The organism is Marinobacter sp. LV10MA510-1 (genome assembly GCF_002563885.1).
Classification (GTDB): Bacteria; Pseudomonadota; Gammaproteobacteria; order Pseudomonadales; family Oleiphilaceae; genus Marinobacter.
Window position 1 is genome coordinate 1,194,646 of record NZ_PDJA01000001.1, and the last position, 20,142, is coordinate 1,214,787.

At 55.6% G+C, this 20,142-nt stretch carries 20 protein-coding genes; 12 read left to right on the forward strand and 8 right to left on the reverse strand.

Annotated features, from left to right (window positions below; all coding sequences use genetic code 11):
* The first annotated feature begins 36 nt into the window (after positions 1-36).
* The 4 genes from tusD to ATI45_RS05880 are packed head-to-tail and all read left to right on the forward strand — an operon-like array spanning position 37 to position 1,490.
* Entirely contained in the window at positions 37-450 is a 414-nt protein-coding gene (tusD, locus tag ATI45_RS05865; RefSeq protein ID WP_098418667.1) for a sulfurtransferase complex subunit TusD, read from the forward strand.
* Between the two features lie 2 nt (positions 451-452).
* Entirely contained in the window at positions 453-803 is a 351-nt protein-coding gene (locus ATI45_RS05870; RefSeq protein WP_098418668.1) for a DsrE family protein, read from the forward strand.
* 25 nt (positions 804-828) lie between these two features.
* Positions 829-1,155, forward strand: coding sequence for a DsrH/TusB family sulfur relay protein (locus tag ATI45_RS05875; protein WP_228706220.1), 327 nt, complete (start codon positions 829-831; stop codon positions 1,153-1,155).
* Positions 1,156-1,160: 5 nt separating this feature from the next.
* Positions 1,161-1,490: a TusE/DsrC/DsvC family sulfur relay protein gene (locus ATI45_RS05880; protein ID WP_098418669.1), complete on the forward strand. Its 330-nt coding sequence runs from the start codon at positions 1,161-1,163 to the stop codon at positions 1,488-1,490.
* Positions 1,491-1,541: 51 nt separating this feature from the next.
* On the opposite strand, the gene nfuA is transcribed toward ATI45_RS05880, so the two are convergent.
* On the reverse strand, positions 1,542-2,129 hold the full coding sequence (gene nfuA, locus ATI45_RS05885; RefSeq protein ID WP_098418670.1) for a Fe-S biogenesis protein NfuA: 588 nt from the start codon (positions 2,127-2,129) through the stop codon (positions 1,542-1,544).
* A gap of 270 nt (positions 2,130-2,399) precedes the next feature.
* Between nfuA and metH the strand changes: the two genes are divergently transcribed.
* Complete coding sequence (gene metH, locus ATI45_RS05890) at positions 2,400-6,098, forward strand: methionine synthase (protein ID WP_098418671.1); 3,699 nt, start codon at positions 2,400-2,402, stop codon at positions 6,096-6,098.
* A gap of 29 nt (positions 6,099-6,127) precedes the next feature.
* Entirely contained in the window at positions 6,128-6,370 is a 243-nt protein-coding gene (locus ATI45_RS05895) for a DUF2970 domain-containing protein (RefSeq protein WP_098418672.1), read from the forward strand.
* A gap of 202 nt (positions 6,371-6,572) precedes the next feature.
* On the opposite strand, the gene ATI45_RS05900 is transcribed toward ATI45_RS05895, so the two are convergent.
* Together ATI45_RS05900 and sohB are read right to left on the reverse strand one after the other, a co-directional pair.
* Positions 6,573-7,610, reverse strand: coding sequence for a YhdH/YhfP family quinone oxidoreductase (locus tag ATI45_RS05900; RefSeq protein WP_098418673.1), 1,038 nt, complete (start codon positions 7,608-7,610; stop codon positions 6,573-6,575).
* Positions 7,611-7,678: 68 nt separating this feature from the next.
* Positions 7,679-8,767: a protease SohB gene (gene sohB / locus ATI45_RS05905; protein ID WP_098418674.1), complete on the reverse strand. Its 1,089-nt coding sequence runs from the start codon at positions 8,765-8,767 to the stop codon at positions 7,679-7,681.
* A 181-nt stretch (positions 8,768-8,948) separates the two neighbouring features.
* Here sohB and ATI45_RS05910 point away from each other — a divergent pair, with 181 nt between their 5' ends.
* The gene (locus ATI45_RS05910) at positions 8,949-9,263 is read left to right on the forward strand and encodes an SCP2 sterol-binding domain-containing protein (RefSeq protein WP_098418675.1); all 315 of its coding nucleotides are present in this window, start codon (positions 8,949-8,951) and stop codon (positions 9,261-9,263) included.
* Positions 9,264-9,275: 12 nt separating this feature from the next.
* Here ATI45_RS05910 and ATI45_RS05915 read toward each other — a convergent pair whose 3' ends face one another.
* The 4 genes from ATI45_RS05915 to ATI45_RS05930 all read right to left on the reverse strand — a co-directional run bounded on the left by ATI45_RS05915 (position 9,276) and on the right by ATI45_RS05930 (position 13,135).
* The gene (locus ATI45_RS05915) at positions 9,276-10,970 is read right to left on the reverse strand and encodes a chemotaxis protein (RefSeq protein ID WP_323807666.1); all 1,695 of its coding nucleotides are present in this window, start codon (positions 10,968-10,970) and stop codon (positions 9,276-9,278) included.
* Between the two features lie 201 nt (positions 10,971-11,171).
* Positions 11,172-11,882, reverse strand: a complete 711-nt coding sequence (gene dnaQ / locus ATI45_RS05920; protein WP_098418676.1) for a DNA polymerase III subunit epsilon — start codon at positions 11,880-11,882, stop codon at positions 11,172-11,174.
* Positions 11,883-11,915: 33 nt separating this feature from the next.
* Positions 11,916-12,356 carry a ribonuclease HI gene (rnhA, locus tag ATI45_RS05925; protein WP_098418677.1) on the reverse strand — a complete coding sequence of 147 codons (441 nt, stop codon included), beginning with the start codon at positions 12,354-12,356 and terminating at the stop codon, positions 11,916-11,918.
* Positions 12,353-13,135, reverse strand: a complete 783-nt coding sequence (locus ATI45_RS05930) for a class I SAM-dependent methyltransferase (RefSeq protein ID WP_098418678.1) — start codon at positions 13,133-13,135, stop codon at positions 12,353-12,355. The genes rnhA and ATI45_RS05930 overlap by 4 nt, the downstream gene beginning before the upstream one ends.
* Before the next feature lie 150 nt (positions 13,136-13,285).
* Between ATI45_RS05930 and gloB the strand changes: the two genes are divergently transcribed.
* Both gloB and ATI45_RS05940 read left to right on the forward strand, forming a co-directional pair.
* Positions 13,286-14,089, forward strand: a complete 804-nt coding sequence (gloB, locus tag ATI45_RS05935; RefSeq protein WP_098418679.1) for a hydroxyacylglutathione hydrolase — start codon at positions 13,286-13,288, stop codon at positions 14,087-14,089.
* Positions 14,090-14,339: 250 nt separating this feature from the next.
* Positions 14,340-16,079 carry a lytic transglycosylase gene (locus ATI45_RS05940; RefSeq protein ID WP_098418680.1) on the forward strand — a complete coding sequence of 580 codons (1,740 nt, stop codon included), beginning with the start codon at positions 14,340-14,342 and terminating at the stop codon, positions 16,077-16,079.
* On the opposite strand, the gene ATI45_RS22615 is transcribed toward ATI45_RS05940, so the two are convergent.
* Complete coding sequence (locus tag ATI45_RS22615; protein ID WP_228706222.1) at positions 16,080-16,256, reverse strand: hypothetical protein; 177 nt, start codon at positions 16,254-16,256, stop codon at positions 16,080-16,082.
* Between ATI45_RS22615 and ATI45_RS05945 the strand changes: the two genes are divergently transcribed.
* The 3 genes from ATI45_RS05945 to ATI45_RS05955 are packed head-to-tail and all read left to right on the forward strand — an operon-like array spanning position 16,255 to position 20,142.
* Positions 16,255-17,988, forward strand: coding sequence for an extracellular solute-binding protein (locus ATI45_RS05945; protein WP_228735943.1), 1,734 nt, complete (start codon positions 16,255-16,257; stop codon positions 17,986-17,988). The genes ATI45_RS22615 and ATI45_RS05945 overlap by 2 nt on opposite strands.
* On the forward strand, positions 17,989-19,071 hold the full coding sequence (locus tag ATI45_RS05950) for a microcin C ABC transporter permease YejB (protein ID WP_098418681.1): 1,083 nt from the start codon (positions 17,989-17,991) through the stop codon (positions 19,069-19,071).
* 24 nt (positions 19,072-19,095) lie between these two features.
* A complete protein-coding gene (locus ATI45_RS05955) occupies positions 19,096-20,142 on the forward strand; it encodes an ABC transporter permease (protein ID WP_228735944.1) in 1,047 nt (348 codons plus the stop codon).

Sequence of the window (20,142 nt, forward strand, 5' to 3'; positions counted from 1 at the left end):
TGCCGGGGTTTTTGTTATCAGACAAGATTCGAAACCATGGCTGACATTTTTCTGCAAACCTACACACTGGTCATAACCGGTGCCCCCTACTCATCCCAGGCCCCTCAAACCGCGCTGGACTTCGCCCGTGCGGCCGTTGCCGCAGGTCACCAGATTGATCGTGTCTTTCTCTACGGCGATGGCGTTCACATCGCCTCGGCGCTGGCATGCCCGCCTTCTGATGAGCCCCATTGGCCCCGGCTATGGTCGGAATTCTTGGCAGAGCATGGCATTCCAGCCGTGGCCTGTGTGGCTTCGGCCCTGCGCCGCGGCCTGGTCGACAGCGGCGAGCAACAACGCTATGAGTTACCTGCGCACAACATTCTGGCGCCGTTCGAAATTGCCGGGCTGGGCGAGTGGGTGGAAGCCAGCGCTTGCAGCAAAGTTCTTTATTTTCACAGTGGGGCCTGACCATGACGACGTTGATTGTGATTGACCAGGCACCCTATGGCAGCTGGAGCGGTCGCGAAGGTCTGGATATGGCGTTTTCCCTGGCCGCCTTTGACCAAAGCTGTGCCTTGTTGTTCAGCGGCGCCGGTGTGAACTGGCTGCGCGCGGGGCAGCAACCCGATGGCCTGGGCCAGAAGTCTGTGGCCCAAAATCTGGGAGCGGCTGCTATTTTTGGTGTTGAAGCTCTGTATGCCGACACCCGGGCTTGTCAACGCTATGGGCTGGCCGATGACGCTGTGATTGCTGGCATAACCCTGATAACACCTGACCAGGCGTTCATGACGGGTTTCGAAAATGTCACTTTCGCCGGCTGAACATTTACAACCATTGGACCACCTTATGAGCCAGTCTGTTGCAGACTTACCCGTCCAGATTCACACCCTGCACATACTGAACAAGACAGCGGAGCACCCCAGGGCAGCACAGTGCCTTGCAACGCTGGCCGCTGCAGACACGGTGCTGCTGATTGAAAACGCGGTGTTAAGCGCGTCTGAAGTGACTACTGCAGCGCCCTGCCCGGTGTTCATGCTGGCCGCCGACGCCCGCGCCCGCGGTTTGACTGCTACAGCGGATGCAAGCACGGAAGTGGCGGGCGTTAAACCACAGATTAGCTACGAGCAGATGGTGCAGTTAAGCGCCCTGGCCACACGGATCATAAGCTGGTGATATCGATGATCAACGCAAGCAACATGCCGTTACGCAATAACGAAGGTTTTCTGGAAGATGCCCACAGCTGGACGCCACAGGTCGCCGAGCGCATCGCCGCCGATAACGGTCTGGAGCTGTCGCCGGCCCACTGGGAAGTTGTGCGGTTTTTGCGGAATTTTTATCAGCAGCACGCCATGTCACCGCCGTCAAACCGGCTGTTTGTAAAAGCGGTGAAGGAAGTTCTGGGTGAAGACAAAGGCAACAGTATTTACCTAATGCAGCTGTTTTCCGGTACTCCGGCCAAAAGCGCCTGCCGCGTTGCGGGTTTGCCAAGGCCTACTAATTGTTTGTGAGGCTAGGACCGGGGACAGATTTTAAATCTGTCCCCTATGTTGAGCGGGATGTTATTGATAATAGGCGTTTTCAGTCACGGTGTGATCGGTCACGTCGCGCACGGCGGTTACTTCCGGTACCCGCTCTTTTAGCGTGGTTTCAACGCCCTGCTTCAGCGTAAGGCTGACCGCGGAACAGCCCTGACAGCCACCACCAAATCGCAATACCACAATGGAGTCGTCGACAATTTCAACCAGCGACACTTCACCGCCGTGGGACGCGAGGCCAGGATTGATTTCCGACGCAAGAATGTAATTCACCCGGTCTGGCAGGGGCGCGTTTTCATCGACGTTGGCCACTTTGGCGTTCGGTGCCTTGATTGTCAGCTGTCCGCCCATCTGGTCTTTGGAATAATCCACATAGGCTTCTTCCAGAAATGGCACAGACGCGTGGTCCAGATACAAGGTGAACTTGTCCAGATCGAACTGCTCGTCCGTCGGCACAATTTCATTTGGCGGGCAGTAAGCAAGGCAGGTTTCGGCATTTTTGGTGCCGGGCTGGGTGACGAAAATACGCACACCCATACCTTTCACATCCTGCTTTGCAATCAGTTCCGCAAGATAGTCCCGCGCGGGATCGGTCACAGTTACCACGGACATAGTTTGAACTCGCTTTAGAATTTCATCCCATTTTACGGCAGATGGCGGCAACATGAAAGACCAACCAAAATGGTTGGTCTTTATGGGGTATAATTACTTTCCGCTATTGCTCCAGTGTGGATTATCCAGCGTATGAACTACGCCAAAAGCGCCGAATTTGCTATCATCTGCCGCCGAATATTAACAGAAACGCCTTAGCGCCATTTTCACAGCGCTCAGCAGCCAGCAACGCCCGTGCCTGTTTTACAACAATCTATGAAAGAGAAACCCATGACTGATCGCACCACCCGCCTGAACCAACTGCACCAAGCCCTGAAAGAACGCATTGTGATTCTAGACGGCGGCATGGGCACCATGATCCAGCAACTGAAGCTGGACGAAGCGGCGTTTCGGGGTGAGCGATTCGCCAATTACGCAAGCGATCTGCAGGGCAACAACGACCTGCTGAACCTGACCCAGCCCGCGCTTATGCGCAATATTCACGCAGATTACATGGATGCGGGCGCAGACATTATTGAAACCAACACTTTTAATTCTTCGCGTCTGTCGCAAGCGGATTATGGTCTGGAAGACATCGCCAAGGAACTGAACGTGGCTGCCGCACGGCTGGCGCGAGATATCGCCGACGAGTTTACCGCCAAAAACCCCGCAAAACCGCGTTTCGTGGCCGGTGCCGTTGGTCCCACGTCTCGCACCGCCTCGCTTTCACCCCAGGTGAACAACCCGGGCTATCGCAACGTGGACTTCCAGGGCTTGGTGGATAACTACTACGAAGCGGTGGAAGGCCTGGTTGAAGGCGGCTGCGACCTGATTCTGATCGAAACCATTTTCGACACCCTGAACGCCAAAGCGGCCATCTACGCCACCCAGCAGTATTTTGAAGACAGCGGTATCGAGCTGCCCATAATGATTTCCGGCACCATTACCGATGCCTCTGGCCGCACTCTTTCGGGCCAGACCACCGAGGCTTTCTGGAACTCCATCGCCCACGCCAAGCCCATCTCGGTGGGCCTGAACTGCGCCCTGGGCGCTGACGCCCTGCGGCCTTACGTAGAAGAACTGTCCGCTAAAGCCGATACCTACGTCAGCGCCCACCCCAACGCCGGTCTGCCCAACGAATTCGGGGAGTACGACCAGACCCCGGAGGAAATGGCCGAGATCATTGAAGGCTTTGCCCGCGACGGTTTTCTTAACATCATCGGCGGTTGCTGTGGCTCACGACCGGACCATATTGAAGCCATTGCCAACGCCGTCGCCAAATACCCGCCACGGAAAATCGCGCAGCCAAAACCCGCACTGCGCCTGTCGGGCCTGGAGCCGTTTACCGGTGATAAACACACCCTGTTTATCAACGTGGGCGAGCGCACCAACGTCACCGGTTCCAAGCGCTTTTTGCGCCTGATTAAAGAAGAACGCTACGAAGAAGCTCTGAGCGTGGCCCGGGACCAGGTTGAGAATGGCGCGCAAATTATTGATATCAACATGGACGAAGGCATGCTGGAGTCCAAAGAGGTGATGGTCACTTTTTTGAACCTGGTGGCTTCAGAACCCGACATCTGCCGCGTACCCATCATGATTGACTCCTCCAAGTGGGACGTCATCGAAGCCGGTTTGCGCTGTATTCAGGGCAAGGCGGTGGTGAACTCCATCAGCCTGAAAGAAGGCGAGGAAGAATTCCTCAAGCGCGCCCGGGACTGCATGCGTTACGGCGCCGCCGTGGTGGTTATGGCGTTTGACGAACAAGGCCAGGCTGACACCTTCAAGCGTAAAACCGACATCTGCAAACGTTCTTACGACGCACTCATCAGCATCGGTTTTAAACCCGGCGACATCATTTTTGACCCGAACATTTTTGCCATTGCCACCGGCATTGAAGAACACAACAACTACGCGGTGGATTTCATCAACGCCTGCCGCTGGATTCGCGCCAACCTGCCCCACGCCTCGATTTCCGGCGGTGTCAGTAACGTGTCTTTCTCGTTCCGCGGCAACGACGTGGTGCGCGAGACCATCCACTCGGTATTTTTGTACCACGCCATCAAAGCCGGCCTGAATATGGGCATCGTCAACCCCGGCCAGCTGGTGATTTACGACGACATTGAAGCGGAACTAAAAGAAGCCGTAGAAGATGTGGTGCTGAATCGCCGCGAAGATTCTACCGACCGCCTGCTGGCACTTGCCGAGCGTTTCAAAGGTCAGGGCGTAAAAACCCCGGAAGAAGATCTGGCCTGGCGTGATTTGCCGGTCAAAAAACGCCTGGAACACGCCTTGGTAAAAGGCATTACCAGTCACATTATTGAGGACACTGAAGCTTGCCGGCAAGAAGCCGATCGCCCCATTCACGTCATTGAAGGCCCGTTGATGGACGGCATGAACGTTGTTGGCGATCTGTTTGGCGACGGCAAGATGTTCCTGCCTCAGGTAGTCAAAAGCGCCCGGGTTATGAAGCAGGCGGTAGCCCACCTGATTCCATTTATTGAAGCGGAAAAATCCGGAGGCCAGCAGGCCAAGGGCAAAATCCTGATGGCCACGGTAAAAGGCGATGTACACGACATCGGCAAAAACATTGTGGGCGTGGTACTCCAGTGCAACAACTACGAAGTGATCGACATGGGCGTAATGGTGCCCTGCGACAAAATTCTGGCCGCGGCGATAGAACACAATGTGGACATTATTGGCTTAAGCGGGCTTATCACCCCGTCATTGGATGAAATGGTGCACGTGGCGCGGGAGATGCAGCGTCTGGATTTTCACCTGCCACTGATGATCGGCGGCGCCACCACCTCCAAAGCCCACACCGCAGTGAAAATTGAGCCACACTATAAAAACGACATCGCCCTTTACGTGTCAGACGCCTCGCGCTGCGTTAACGTGGCCTCAAAACTGCTGAATAAAACCGCTAAACCTGACCTGGTAAAAGCGGCCCGGGCGGAGTACAACGACATCCGCGAACGCCGAAAAAGTCGGAGCGAGCGCACCAAACTGGTGTCGTTGAAGGAAGCTCGTGATCGAGCACCCGAAATCGATTTTGACGACTACGTGCCGCCCAAGCCGGCTTTTTTGGGCGCGCGCGTGTTTGAAGAGTATGACCTGAACGAACTGGTGCCTTACATTGATTGGACACCGTTCTTCATTTCTTGGGATATGTCGGGCAAATACCCGCAGATTTTTGACGACCCTAAGCGCGGTGCGGTCGCTAAAACCCTGTTCGACGAAGCCCAGGTTATTCTTCACAAAATGATTGATGAAAAGCGTGTCACCGCTTGTGGCATAGCCGGTTTCTGGCCGGCTAACCGCCGTGGCGATGACGTTGTTGTGTACACCGATGAAAGTCGCACTGAAGAGCTCGCCGTGTTGCACCACCTGCGCCAGCAAGATGAAAAAGCACCCGGAAAGCCGATGATGGCGTTGTCAGATTTCGTGGCTCCGAAAGGCTATGAACACCCTGATTACGTAGGTGGCTTCGCGGTCACCACCGGTATCGGCGCTGAAGAAATGTCTAACGAGTACAGAGATGCGAACGATGACTACAACGCCATTATGGTGAAATCTCTGGCAGATCGCCTGGCCGAAGCCTTCGCCGAACGTCTGCACGAACGCGTACGCACTGAATTCTGGGGCTACGCCAGTGACGAGAGCATGGACACTGCCGCGCTGATCAAAGAGCGCTATCAGGGTATTCGCCCGGCACCCGGTTATCCCGCTTGCCCCGACCACATTGAAAAGGCCACGCTGTTTACCCTGCTGGACGCAACCGCCAAAACCGGTATCACCCTGACCGAGCACTTCGCCATGTTCCCGGCCGCTGCGGTCTCTGGCTGGTACTTTTCGCACCCGCAGTCCAAATACTTTGCCGTCGGCCGCATTGGCGTAGACCAAGTTGAAGACTATGCTGACCGTACCGGCCAAACCAAAGCCGAAGCCGAACGCTGGTTACAACCCAGCTTGGCATACGATCCAGCGGAATAACGCTCTGATGTAAACAGCGGAGACTGGCTATGACCACAAAAGACAATAATGAAAACACTCAGCCCGGCAGCAAAGCGCTGCCACGGCCGAGTTTATGGAAAGTGATGCAGAGTATTCTGGCGGGCGCTCTGGGTGTTCAATCCAGCAAGCGCCATCAGGAAGATTTTGCCAACCCCAGCCCGTGGGCCTACATTGTTGGCGGGATATTGTTTACCACCTTGTTGATTGGCGGCTTGGTACTTCTGGTGAATGTGGTGCTGGCCAACGCCTGAGCGCTGAGACCCAGCACCCGTCTTATTGGCCAGAAACCCAAATCACCGCTAAAACGACCGCAAGTGCTATCAACACAACGGCCGCAATGGCGTCTACTTGGCTATCACTGCGTACAGATTTACTCATACCCGCTTCCTCGTGCTTAATTGAAAACAATTGCCCTTAGTTAAGCACGAATTGCGTAATCTGCCAATTTTCGGGTTAATTCAACCCGTGCTGCAGCACAATCTTGCCGCTGGACTTGCCCGCCAAAAATGCTTCCAAGGCGCTGGCAAGGCCACTGCGGCCGATGACCCTGGCCGACTTTTCCGTTTGCGGACAGCCCCAAGGGCCGGCCAGTTTGTCCCAAATGGCTTGTTTATCCGCCAGCGGAATTTCTACCGAGTCGACACCCAACAGGTTCACGCCGCGCAATATGAACGGCAGCACGGTGGTAGGCAACTCAATGCCCGCAACCAGACCGCAACAGCTAACAGATCCGCCGGGCTGTACCTGCTTCAGCAGCTCTGCCAGCGGCGCGCCACCTACGGAGTCTACTGCGTTGGCAAACGCCGGTTTTAACATCGGCTTTTTTTGCGCCTCCAGTGCCTCACGGCCCACAATTTCAGCCGCACCCAGGGTACGTAGCGTGTCTTCCTGTTCGGCTTTGCCGCTGATGGCTACTACGTCAAAACCCAGAACCGATAGAATTTCCACCGCCACGCTGCCTACCGCACCGCTGGCGCCAGAAACAGCCACTTTGCCCTGCTCTGGTGCAGCGCCCATGGTTAGCAGCTTGTGCACGCACAGACCGGCTGTAAGGCCGGCGGTGCCATAGGTCATTGCGGTTTTCGCCGCCCACCCCTCTGGCATGGCAATACACCAGGCTGCAGGCACGCGAATGTATTCGCCAAATCCGCCAGCGGTGTTCATGCCCAAATCGTAACCGGTCACCAGCACCTGGCTGCCTACACCCAGTACACCCGCAGGCGCACCAGCGGCTAACTCAACCACTTCACCAGCAGCATCTATGCCGGGTGTGTGGGGGAACTGTCGAGTAACGCCTTTATTGCCGGAGGCAGACAGCGCGTCTTTGTAGTTAAGTGACGAGTGGCTGACCCGTATCAGCACGTCGCCAGCCGGCAAATCGGCTGTACTCAGGGTCATTTCGCTACCGCGATAACCGCCATCCTGCTCGCTGACCTGCCAGGCCTGGTAAGTCTGTCCGTTTTGCTGCGGGTTGCTCTGGGATTCACTCATTTGACGACTCCTGGTTTGGGGCACTAAAAAGTACTATCTAACTAAAAAGTACTATCTAAAGAGCCTTTTTAGTGCAAATTCTGGTTACGGAACACACTCAGCAAACGCCAAACTGTGTTCTCCACGGCCGAACTGGCTGCCAGCCCAAGCTTCTCTGGTAGTGTGCGTTTGCGTTGATACGACACCGAAACCACCTCTGCGCGATCTGCCGCTTCCAGCAAATACTCGTCTGAGGTTTGTATAGCGTCAATCAGCTTTACGTCTAACGCACGGCGGCCAAACCAGATGTCACCGTTGGCAACCGCTGCCATGTCTAACTGCGGCCGGCGCTCACCTACGTAATCTTTGAACAGCTGGTGGATGTCTTCAAGGTCTGCCAGAAATTTCTGACGGCCCTTATCGGTGTTTTCACCAAACATGGTCAATGTGCGTTTGTGCTCACCCGCCGTCAATACTTCAAAGTCTACGTTGTTCTTTTTCAGCAACCGGTGCACGTTGGGCAATTGCGCCACCACGCCGATGGAACCCAGAATCGCAAACGGCGACGCCACAATGCGGTCTGCTACGCAGGCCATCATATAGCCACCGCTGGCGGCTACTTTGTCTACACACACGGTCAAATTCAGGCCTTTGGCGCGGATGCGGTCTAGCTGTGCTGCCGCCAGGCCGTAGGAATGCACCATGCCGCCACCGCTTTCCAGGCGCACCACCACCTCGTCTTGCTCCGGCTTCGCCACACTGAGCACGGCGGTAATCGCGCGGCGCAGGCCTTCGGTGTCGCTGGCCTTTATGTCACCATCAAAATCCAACACAAACACTCGCGTTTTGGCTGCTTCGTCGGCAGTCTCAGCGGTGTCACTCTTGGCGCCTTTCGCTTTGGCTTTTACCTTTTCGGCTTTGCGCTCGGCTTTGTCTTCTTTTTTGCGCAACTTGGCAAACGCTTTGCGCTCGGGGTCTGTCATCAATCGCGCTTCGATGCCCTCACGCAATTTACGGTAGTTATCATTGAGTTTGCGGATGCGCAGTTCACCGTCTTCGTGTTCACTGCTTTTCTCCCGCTGGGCAGCGGAGATAATCAGGGTAATAATCACCACCACAGCCAGCACCAAGGTGACGGCTTTAGCAAGGAAAAGACCATAGTCTGCAAGGAATTCCAAAGGGTTTCTCCCGTAGGTTCAGATAAGCAAGCAAGTGTAACCCAGAGCTCATCGGGTGATAACCCGGGCATAAATTAAAACAATCGTTTGAATGCACTTGACAGCTGTCGCTACCGGCCATAAAGTCAGGAATTGAGTCGGGCTGTGTCGCCGTCATCACAACCATTTAAAGGGTCAATTTATGTCCGTAGAACAAATCTTTGAAAAGCTGGAACAGAGTTTTAACGCCGAAGCCGCGCAAGGTCTGGACCTAGTTTTTCAGTTCGATATCGAGGACGACAAAACCTATCACCTGGTGATTAACGACGGCACCTGCAAGCTGCACCATGGCGCCCACGACGACCCTTCCGTTACCTTGATCATGAACTCCGAAACCCTGGAAGACGTGGTTTCTGGTGAAACCGACGGCATGCAGGCATTCATGGCTGGCCAACTGCGCGCCGAAGGCGACATGATGCTGGCTACCAAACTCGGCGACCTGTTTAACATGGGCTGAGTCTGTCCGCGTCTAAAGGCGAACGTCGTCCAAAGACGTTTTCGCCAGGCGCAACAGGTCGGCGTTTTCGGGCTCGTGTTTGCCAATATTGCCAATGTAGTATTCGAGGGATGTCAAAGCATCTGCCATGGCTTCCAGCACCTGTTCAGACGGAGGCTCAGTGTCATCCAAAAGCCGGTGCTGAATTGCATCACCAATACGCTGCAGAACTTCCGCGGCATCCGGGTCGTTAATCATTACCAATCCACCCCAAATGGTATGCAGGGTGGCCGGCACGTTAGCCAGGTGCAATTTATCGTAATCCGATTCAATGAACGCTGTAATCGCTCGTTTTGCCAGGGTCAGCGCGTTACGGGCTTCATCCGCCACCACCCACACGGCTTCGCGCAGGCACAATGATTCTTCGCGGCTGTCAGACGGGTTAACGCTTGCCAGATCTGCTTCGTTGTTAATGCCACGATTGGCAATCTGCAACACCACGTCTTCGATGCCCAGTACAGAATCCGCGAGGCTGTGCAGCTCGGCTTCATCTGGCAGACGCGATTCCTGCTCCAGCTTGCGCAACTTAACGGCTTCCTGGTTCGCGGTTGCAGCCAGACGCTTCAAATCCAACATCAGCAGCGTGTTGGCCAACTTCTCCAGGATTACGGCAATCAATCCCAGTTCAGCCAGGTCTGGTTCGATACCACGCTCAATAATGTCCAGCTTGTCTTTTAATTGGTTCAGCTCATCCTGCATTGCTTCTGACAACGACTTAAGCACGTCACTGCCCGGGCCGTAAAGTTTGCGGGAATGGGCTTCCAGAATGGCGTCCGAAAATTCTGCAGGCGCCAGGCGAAAAGCCTGGAGTACCTGCACCACTTCGGGATTGGCCGAGCCACTGCAATGCAGCAGGTACACCAGATCGGTAAGCAAGTCGTCAGGTATTGGTTTATTGGCCGAATCAGCACCCATGTAAACCCGTTGGCGGGCGTATTTTTCAATCGCCATAAACAGTCGCTTGCGAGCCTTGGAAAACATCATGGCCCGGTCGAGCATGGTATCGGCAACAATTTCCACCAGGCACCACAGTTGCCCCTGGGGTTTACCGTTGCACAGCCGCGCAAAACCGCGAGCAGCGCGGCTGATGAGCTTCTTTGTTACTGCGTCGTTGCGTTCGTGCAGAATGCCCAGCAGCGCCACTTGATAGGTCAGGCGCATGCGCCGGGCCATAATGTCGACATCGTTGGTGTCGCCGGCGACAGGCCGCAGCTTCATGCCTTTGCAAAAGTCCGGGCGTTGCGCAAGGTCGAGCTTGAAATGCCAGGATTCCGGGTAAACAGCTTCGTTGCGCGCTTCGCGCAGTTCGTTAATCACCGGTAACAGCAGATTGGGGTGGTCCTGGCGCTGCTGCTGATGGTATTCCACGTAACGGCGCAGAACAAATAAGGCCTTGTTGAGGGCGGTTAATAGAATATTTTTGTCGGTTCTTGCACCAACTGGAACATTATTGCAGGTACTTACCGCCTCCTCGCACAGCAAGGTTCCGCCACGCAGTTCCACCAATGTAAAGATGCCCCGCAGCTGGTTCAGACAATCCAGGCAGTTTTGCAGATCTTCGTCACTTTCCCGATTTTCCTGAAAGCATGCCAGGTTGTTTTCAGCCTGCCGGATGGTTTGCTCGATTTCACTTTTAACGAGATCGAAGGACTGCGATTTCGTTGCCAGAGACGATTACACCATAACTCACGCTTCCCTGTTGACCCTGCGGTGACACCGCACGCTACTTGACCGGTTACATCAAAAAATGACGTAACTCCCGTCAGTTATAACACAATTTTAACGCCACTCAACCAGGGCGTCAGGGTCAGGTAATTTCTTTCTACCCAGTTTGCTACGCAGTTCCTGGCACAGCTCCCGACCCAGTTCTCATTCGGCGCCCAGAACCTGGCTCCACACGGTCGAGCCCGCTTTTTTTTCCATCATCGCCATAAACTCGCGATGGGCCAGGTCTTCGTCTGCACTGGCACGAATCACCTGCAACGCCTCGCGGGCGGCCTGCACCCGGCGGATACCATCGCCCTGGCCACCCTCACCCGAGCCGGCATCCAGCAACAGCGCAGTCTGGCCGCCGGTTAACAGCAAATACACATCGGCCAGAATTTCCGCATCCAGCAGAGCGCCGTGCAATTCGCGATTGCTGTTGTCTACCCCGTAGCGTTTGCACAAGGCGTTCAGGTTGTTTTTCTGGCCGGGATGGCGCTTGCGCGCAATGGCCAAGGTATCAACAATGCCACAGTGTTCGGCGGTTTTACGGCCGCCGTCAAGACGGCCAAATTCGGCGTCCATAAAGCCGACGTCAAATGCCGCGTTGTGAATCACCAGCTCCGCACCGCGGATAAACTCGAAAAATTCGTCAGCAACAACCGCAAATGGCGGCTTGTCGACCAGAAACTCGTTGGTAATGCCGTGTATGGCGATGGCTTCGGCTTCTATTTCGCGGCCAGGGTTCACGTAAACATGGTAGTTACGGCCGGTTAACGACCGCTCAACCAACTCTACGCAGCCAATCTCGATAATTCGATGGCCGTCGTTGGGGTCAATACCGGTGGTTTCGGTATCCAATACAATTTGTCGCATGCAGTTGCCCTTTACTGTTTTCAGGCTGACCGGTTAACCCGTCAACTCTTCAACGCCTTGGTTAGCCAGCTGGTCGGCCAATTCGTTATCCGGCACGCCGGCATGGCCTTTCACCCAATGCCAGTTTACACGGTGGCGCTCGCTTTGTTCATTCAGGGCTTTCCACAGATCGTCATTTTTAACCGGCTTTTTAGCCGCGGTTTTCCAGCCGTTGCGTTTCCAGCCGGCCAGCCACTCGGTAATGCCTTTGCGCACGTACTGGGAGTCGGTATACAACTCTACGTCACAATCACGCTTCAGCGCTTTCAGCCCTTCAATCGCGGCCATCAGCTCCATGCGGTTATTGGTGGTGTGCTGTTCGCCACCGTGCAAGGTTTTGCAAACCTCGCCCCAACGCAGCACAACTCCCCAACCGCCGCGCCCGGGGTTGCCCTTGCAGGCGCCGTCGGTGTACATAATCACGTTACCGCTCATTCACTCTCCTGATGATTCTGATGACTCGTATGTGCCACTCCTACGGGGCGACTACCCGCCAGGCCTATAACCTTGCTTTTACTCCACGCACGTCGGCCAGGCGTGCGGGCCAGTTCCCGTTTGCGCGCAAGGATACAGTAATAAGCGCCGCCCGGCATAAATCCGCTAGGCCGCCGCTGCACCGGATTGCGTGCGCAGCGCTGTAACGGTAAACCGTAAAAACGGGTCACCGAATGTTCTATCTGAAAGCCCAATAACCGCAACCAGTCTTCCATCCGCCCCGCCGGCATAAAACGCCCGCCCCAAGGACCGCCCGACGGCCTGCCAAAGCGCCCGGACAAAAGCCGGCGCAGGCCCCAAACGCTAAACGGATTAAAACCGGTAATGGCGATGCAGCCCTCCCCCCTCAACACCCTCGCAGATTCGCGCAGAACCTGATGGGGGTAACGGGAAAAATCCGCCGTGTGGGGCAAAATAACCAAATCCATCGAATCGCCGGAAAATGGCAGTTCATCCGCGTCGCAAACCGCAACCCCGCCGGGAATATCAGGATGCCATTGAGGCACGACAATAATTCGTTGCAAAAAATCGGTACCGGTTGCCAGCGGCAGGCGATGGCTGACGCCGACCTGCAACTGACGGGCGCCGGTGTGGCTGGCCAACTTATGGTCCAGGTACTGGCGCTGATCGGCCAGCAGAGCCCGGCCAAGCGGAGTCTGGAACCAGTGCTCGAAGCTGTCATGGCGCGCCTGGTAATCAATAGCGTCTTCGAGTTTCACTATACTGCTGCTCCTGTTAGCCCTGCTTTTTAACCCCGCTTTTCAACTCTAAAGCTAAGCCGGCGCACGCCACCCGGGCCTGCAAGTTTTGGGGTAAATCGATGAATGCTTTATAGTAGCAGCCACATTGGCTAAGCACATGGGTGGGTTATGTTGACGATTTCTGCAATACCGGCGTTCAATGACAACTATATATGGTGCATCGCTGACCCGCACCGGCACAACGCCCTGATCGTGGACCCGGGCCAGGCGCAACCGGTTCTGGACCACCTGGCGCAACAGGGCCTGGCGCTCACCGCCATTCTAATCACCCACCACCACCCTGATCACGTTGGCGGCGTAAAAGCGCTGCGCGAAGCGTATCCCGACTGCCGGATAATTGGTCCGGCCGACAGCCCGTTCAAAGGCAGCACAAACCCCATCCATCCTGGCGACACCGCGTTATGGGAGGGCATTACTTTCACCAGCATGTCGGTCCCGGGCCACACCCTGGACCATATCGCCTTTTTTACCGACGACACAGCCATAACCGGGCGACCGCTGCTGTTCGCCGGCGACACTCTGTTCGTTTCAGGTTGTGGCCGGCTCTTTGAAGGCACACCGGCGCAGATGCGCCAATCCCTGGAAAGCCTGCGTCAGCTGCCTGACAACACGGCTGTCTACTGCGGCCACGAGTACACCCTGGCAAATCTCAGGTTTGCCCGCACCTGGTTACCGCAATCAAGTGCCCTGGTGGAGTTTGAACAGCGATGCCAGCAAGCACGAGCGAATAACAAGGCAACGGTGCCGTCCACCCTGGCTGAGGAGAAGCGCCTGAACCTTTTTTTGCGCTGGGACGATCCCGAGGTAATTGATGTTGCCAAACGTTATGCCAGTGAGCACACACTGCCGATGGAAAGCGCAGACGACGTCTTTGCCGCGATTCGCCACGGTAAAGATCATTTTCGCGGCTAACCGATCAAGATAGGGACAGATTTGAAATCTGTCCCTAGTTCCTGAAATCTGTCCCTAGTTCCTGAAATCTGTCCCTGGTTCCTGAAATCTGCCCCTGGTTTGTGCGATCCTCTCGCAGCGGTAACAATCGGTTTCTTGACCACTGGTAAACCACACCCATAAAATCCTTTCACCTTTATTATTTGCAGCCAAAGTCGCCGGGCACAATTTGCCACTGGTTTGGCCAACTATTATCCCGGAACGTGTGTTTATGTCGCCCAACCGATTATTAACTTGCCTGTTTAGCGCCGCTCTTATTGCCGGTTGCGCCAGTGAACGCCCCCTCAGCAGCGCTGACAACCCTCTCGATTCCACACACGTAGCCGTCGCCAGCGGTGATGACGACCTCAAACAGGCGGTCATCAAAGGCCAAGCCGATGCCAGCCAGGACGACCCGCTAGACGACGCCATTGCGCCAGAGCTAAAAGCCCAGGCCAGAACCGCCCGAAGTAAGCTAAACGCCGCCAATATTAAACAGCCCGCAACGCTAGCCGATAACGCTCTTGAAAACGGGATCAAGACCGAGAACACCAATTTGTGGCAACGCCTGCGGGACGGCTTTGCGCTGGATCATGACGTAGACCAACCGCGCCTGGAACAGCAACTGGCCTGGTTTGCCAGTCACCCGCGCTACATTGAACGGGTGATGGAGCGCGGCAGCCGCTACTTTCACTACATCATCAGCGAGACCGAGCGCCGTGGCCTGCCCACAGAACTGGCCCTGCTGCCCATTGTAGAAAGTGCGTTTGACCCGTTTGCCTACTCCCACGGCCGCGCCGCCGGGCTCTGGCAGTTTGTACCGGCCACCGGAAAATACTTTGGCTTAACCCAAAGCTGGTGGCACGATGACCGCCGCGATGTCGTCGCTGCTACCGACGCTGCTCTAACCTACCTCGAACGCCTGAGCAAACGCTTTGACGGCGACTACACACTTGCGCTGGCTGCGTACAACAGCGGCGGCGGCACGGTTTCCAGCGCCATACGCCGCAATACAAACGCTGACAAACCAACGGATTTCTGGTCGCTGAAGCTGCCGAAAGAAACCCGCCACTACGTACCAAAGCTACTGGCTCTGGCGAAAATCTTCGCCGATCCGCAAGCTTATGGTATCGATTTGCCAGCACTGGCCAACGAGCCTTACTTCGCCGTGGTTGAAACCGGCTCGCAGCTAGACCTGGCCAAAGCCGCCGAACTGGCCGCGACCGATATAGACGAAATGTACCTGCTAAACCCGTCTTTTAACCGCTGGGCCACCAACCCCGATGGCCCACACCGGCTGTTGGTGCCCGTGGCCAGCGCGGAACGCTTTCGCAAAGCACTGAAAACCTACCCGGTCAATCAACGTGTGTCCTGGCGCAACTACAGGGTGCGTTCCGGGGATAGCCTAAGCACCATAGCCCAGCGTTTTGAGACCACCGCACCGGTCATCCGCAAGCTTAATAAACTCAACGGCGACACAATTCGTATCGGCCAGCGCCTGATGATCCCATCCGCAACCGGCGACAGCGAAACCTATGCCCTAAGCGCCGCCCAGCGTCTGGAAAAGAAACAGTCGCGGCCGCGTGATGGCGACAAAGTCAGCTACCACGTTCGGCCCGGGGACACCTTCTGGGATATCGCCCGCGAACACCGGGTGAAAGTGCGTGAACTGGCCGCCTGGAACAGCATGGCGCCGGCCGATCCGCTGATCCCGGGAAAGAAGCTTGTGATCTGGTCGCAAAACACCAAAACCACCGTCGCCAGCTCTGGTTCAAGTACCAGTGCGCGGATAAAAGCCCTGGTGCGCAAAGTCGGCTACAGGGTGCGCAAAGGTGATTCCCTGGCGGCCATTGCCGGACGTTTTTCGGTCAACGTCAGCGATATTGCTGGTTGGAATGACCTGAATACCGAGCATTATCTGCAACCTGGACAAAGTCTGGTACTCTACGTGGACATTCGTAACAGCCCCTGATTAGGGAACCATGAAAGTGGTTAAAACAAAAAAGGTACCCATGATAAAAAAACGCTCGCATACATCATTGGCCCGGCCTTTTAACCACTTACTTTGCGCCGCTACCATCGGCTTGGCCATGCTCGCCACGCCCTTGATGGCGCAAAACAGCGACGCGCCCCCGGCCTCAAATACCATGCCTTTTAACACCCCCCAGCACGGCATCGCCATGCATGGTGATCCCAAGTACCCACCGAATTTTTCCCATTTCGACTACGTCAATCCCAGCGCGCCGAAAGGCGACACTTTGCGCCTTGCGGTAGTCGCCAACGGTTTTGACACCTTCAACCCATTTCATTTGCGCGGAGTGGCGGCGGCTGGCATCAGTGGCTATCTTTACGACACCCTGATGGAGTCATCCGCCGACGAGCCATTTTCGGCCTATGGCCTGATTGCCGAATCCATTGAAACACCCGCCGACCGCAGCTACGTGGTGTTCAACTTGCGCCCCGAAGCCCGTTTTCAAGACGGCGAACAGATTACCGCCGAAGACGTCGCATTTTCCTTTAACACGCTGGTTACCGAAGGCCATCCGTTTTTCCGCAACTACTACGCCGATGTCAGCAACGTAACTGTAGAGAGCCCCCTGCGCATACGATTTGATTTCGACACCACTAAAAACCGCGAATTACCGATGATTCTGGGGCAGCTGCCGATACTGCCGGCACACTACTGGGCCGATCGCGAATTCGGCGACAGCGGTTTAACGCCTCCACTGGGAAGCGGCCCCTATCGGATTGCCGAATTCGATGCCGGGCGGTCAGTGACCTATGAACGGGTGAAGGATTACTGGGCGAAAGATTTGGGCGTGCGCAAAGGCCGCTACAACTTCAACCAGATCCGCTATGACTACTATAACGACGACACAGTCGCCCTGGAGGCGTTCAAAGCCGGTAATTTTGATTTCCGTCTGGAGTCCTCCGCCAAAAACTGGGCTACCTCCTACACCGGACAACGCTTCGAAAGCGGTGAAATTATCACCGAAACCATTGGCCACCAGCGGCCAGCCGGCATGCAGGGCTTTGTGTTCAATACTCGCAAGGCCATTTTCAGTGATCCCAGAGTGCGCAAAGCGCTGACCTACGCATTCGATTTTGAATGGGCCAACCAAAACCTGTTTTATGACCAGTACACCCGTAGCGACAGCTATTTCGCCAACAGTGATCTGGCGTCTTCCGGCTTGCCTGAGGGCCGCGAACTGGACATTCTGGAACCCTACCGCGATTCATTACCGCCACGGGTGTTCAACCAAACCTATCAGCCGCCGGTGACCGACGGCCAGCAGGGTTTACGTGCCAACCTCAAGATCGCATTGGAAGAACTGCGCGCCGCCGGCTACAGCATCAAGAACGGCAAGATGGTGCACAGCGAAACAGGCGAAACGCTGGCCTTTGAAGTGCTGTTGTTTCAGAAAACGTTTGAGCGGGTAGTATTGCCGTTCAAAAACAACCTGGCACGCCTGGGGGTAGACGTTACCGTGCGCCTGGTAGACAGCAACCAGTACGTGCAGCGGGTGCGTTCGTTTGACTACGACATGACCACCCAGGTATTTGGCCAGTCTGACTCCCCCGGCAACGAGCAGCGCGACTACTGGCATTCCTCCAGTGTGGATGTGAACGGCTCACGCAATTACGTTGGCGTGAATAGCCCGGTGGTGGATGCACTGGTCGAGCAGGTAATTCAAGCACCCGACCGCGAAGAACTGGTGTACCGCACCCGCGCCCTGGACCGGGTTCTATTAAACGATTATTACGTGGTGCCACACTGGTATCTGGCCAGTGATCGAGTGGCCTACTGGTCACATCTAAAACACCCCGGACACACCGCCAAAAACGGCATCGACATCAACGATTGGTGGGTCGAACGCTAAATGGGCGTTTACATTCTTCGTCGGCTGGCGCTGATCATTCCCACCTTGATCGGCATTATGCTGCTCAACTTCGCGATTGTTCAAGCCGCCCCGGGCGGTCCGATTGAACAAATGATTTCTCAGATGCAGGGCCACGGTGGCAACACTCTGGCCCGCGCCGGTGGCGGCGATAGCAGCGGCGAAGTGGTTACCAGCAACGATAGCCGCGGCAGCCGTGGTATTCCTGACGAATTACTAAAAGAAATCGAAGTGATGTACGGCTTCGACAAGCCCGCCCACGAGCGCTTTTTCAAAATGCTCAAGGATTACGCCACTCTCGATTTCGGCGACTCGTTTTTCCGTGACAAAAGCGTACTGGAACTGATTCTGGACAAAATGCCGGTGTCCATTTCCCTCGGGCTCTGGTCCACCCTTATCATCTACCTGATCTCTATTCCCCTGGGCATTCGCAAAGCAGTCAGCGACGGTTCACGCTTTGACGTCTGGAGCAGTTCGGCGATTGTGATCGGCTACGCCATTCCTGGCTTCCTGTTTGCCATACTGCTGATTGTGCTGTTTGCCGGCGGCAGCTACTATGACTGGTTCCCCCTGCGCGGGCTTACCTCCAGCAACTTCGACGAAATGACCTGGTATCAGCAGGTGGGCGACTATTTTTGGCACCTGGCGCTGCCGGTGACGGCCAATGTGATTGGCGGTTTTGCCACGCTCACCTTGCTGACCAAAAACTCGTTTATGGATGAAATCGGCAAGCACTACGTGGTCACGGCCCGCGCCAAAGGCCTGAAAGAAAAACAGGTGCTTTACGGCCACGTTTTCCGCAACGCCATGCTGATTGTAATCGCCAGTCTGCCCGGGGTTCTGGTGTCGCTGTTTTTCACCGGATCCTTGCTGATCGAGGTTATCTTCTCCCTCGACGGTCTTGGGCTACTGGGCTTTGAAGCGGCCCTGAACCGGGATTATCCGGTGATATTTGGTACCCTGTTCATATTCACTCTGATGGGCCTGTTGCTGAAGCTGATCAGCGACATCACCTACGTATTGGTCGACCCGCGCATCGATTTCGAAAGCCGGGAAGGTGCCTGACCCGTGTCAAACTGGACAGCAACCTTGACCGCATTCTTGACAACATTGCGCCCAAAACCAACCCCCATACAGAAGCGCAGGCTCGCTAACTTCCGCGCCAATGGTCGCGGTTTTTGGTCGCTGTGGCTGTTTTTGCTGCTGTTCGGACTGGCCCTGATGGCAGAGGTGATTGCCAACGATTCGCCGCTGCTGGTGTCGTATCAGGGCCAGTTGTACGCCCCGGTTGTTCAGGATGTTCCGGAGGAAACCTTTGGTGGCTTTCTACCTACCACCGCAGATTACCGCGACCCGTTTATCGCTGATGAAATCAACGCTAACGGCTGGATGCTGTGGCCACCCATCCGCTTCAGTTACAACACCATCAATTACAATCTGGACGTGCCTTCGCCGGCGCCGCCCAGCGCCGAAAACTGGCTAGGCACAGACGACCAAGGCCGCGATGTTGCCGCCAGGGTTATTTACGGCTTCCGCATTTCCGTACTGTTCGGGCTGATTCTGACCCTGGCCAGCTGCGTAGTGGGCGTCACCGTTGGCGCACTGCAAGGTTTTTACGGCGGTAAAGTAGACCTGTTTGGCCAGCGTTTTATCGAAATCTGGTCCGGCCTGCCGGTGCTCTACTTGCTGATTATTCTGTCTGGCATTGTGCAGCCAAACTTCTGGTGGCTGCTGGGCATTATGCTGCTGTTCAGCTGGATGGGGCTGGTGGATGTGGTCCGTGCCGAATTTTTGCGCGCGCGTAATTTTGAATATGTGAAGGCGGCAAGGGCACTGGGGCTGGACAACCGGAAAATCATGTTCCGCCATATTCTGCCCAACGCCATGGTGGCCACCCTCACCTTTTTACCGTTTATATTAACCGGCGCCATTACCGGGCTGACCTCGCTGGATTTTCTGGGTTTTGGTTTGCCTTCCGGGTCGCCGTCATTGGGCGAACTGATTGCCCAAGGCAAAGCCAACCTTCATGCCCCCTGGCTGGGCATCTCGGCGTTCGTGTCCCTGTCGGTGATGCTGACTTTGCTGGTGTTTGTCGGCGAAGCGGTGCGCGATGCTTTTGACCCGAGGAAAAACTGA

Excerpts from the sequence above, each read along its gene's own strand:
- ATI45_RS05910 (WP_098418675.1), top strand. The coding sequence starts at position 8,949 with ATGTCCGTAGAACAAATCTTTGAAAAGCTGGAACAGAGTTTTAACGCC.
- ATI45_RS05945 (WP_228735943.1), top strand. The coding sequence starts at position 16,255 with ATGCCTTTTAACACCCCCCAGCACGGCATCGCCATGCATGGTGATCCC.
- ATI45_RS05870 (WP_098418668.1), top strand. The coding sequence starts at position 453 with ATGACGACGTTGATTGTGATTGACCAGGCACCCTATGGCAGCTGGAGC.
- ATI45_RS05950 (WP_098418681.1), top strand. The coding sequence starts at position 17,989 with ATGGGCGTTTACATTCTTCGTCGGCTGGCGCTGATCATTCCCACCTTG.
- ATI45_RS05880 (WP_098418669.1), top strand. The coding sequence starts at position 1,161 with ATGATCAACGCAAGCAACATGCCGTTACGCAATAACGAAGGTTTTCTG.
- metH (WP_098418671.1), top strand. The coding sequence starts at position 2,400 with ATGACTGATCGCACCACCCGCCTGAACCAACTGCACCAAGCCCTGAAA.
- gloB (WP_098418679.1), top strand. The coding sequence starts at position 13,286 with ATGTTGACGATTTCTGCAATACCGGCGTTCAATGACAACTATATATGG.
- ATI45_RS05895 (WP_098418672.1), top strand. The coding sequence starts at position 6,128 with ATGACCACAAAAGACAATAATGAAAACACTCAGCCCGGCAGCAAAGCG.
- nfuA (WP_098418670.1), bottom strand. The coding sequence starts at position 2,129 with ATGTCCGTGGTAACTGTGACCGATCCCGCGCGGGACTATCTTGCGGAA.
- ATI45_RS05900 (WP_098418673.1), bottom strand. The coding sequence starts at position 7,610 with ATGAGTGAATCCCAGAGCAACCCGCAGCAAAACGGACAGACTTACCAG.
- ATI45_RS05940 (WP_098418680.1), top strand. The coding sequence starts at position 14,340 with ATGTCGCCCAACCGATTATTAACTTGCCTGTTTAGCGCCGCTCTTATT.
- tusD (WP_098418667.1), top strand. The coding sequence starts at position 37 with ATGGCTGACATTTTTCTGCAAACCTACACACTGGTCATAACCGGTGCC.
- rnhA (WP_098418677.1), bottom strand. The coding sequence starts at position 12,356 with ATGAGCGGTAACGTGATTATGTACACCGACGGCGCCTGCAAGGGCAAC.
- ATI45_RS05875 (WP_228706220.1), top strand. The coding sequence starts at position 829 with ATGAGCCAGTCTGTTGCAGACTTACCCGTCCAGATTCACACCCTGCAC.
- ATI45_RS22615 (WP_228706222.1), bottom strand. The coding sequence starts at position 16,256 with ATGGTATTTGAGGCCGGGGGCGCGTCGCTGTTTTGCGCCATCAAGGGC.
- dnaQ (WP_098418676.1), bottom strand. The coding sequence starts at position 11,882 with ATGCGACAAATTGTATTGGATACCGAAACCACCGGTATTGACCCCAAC.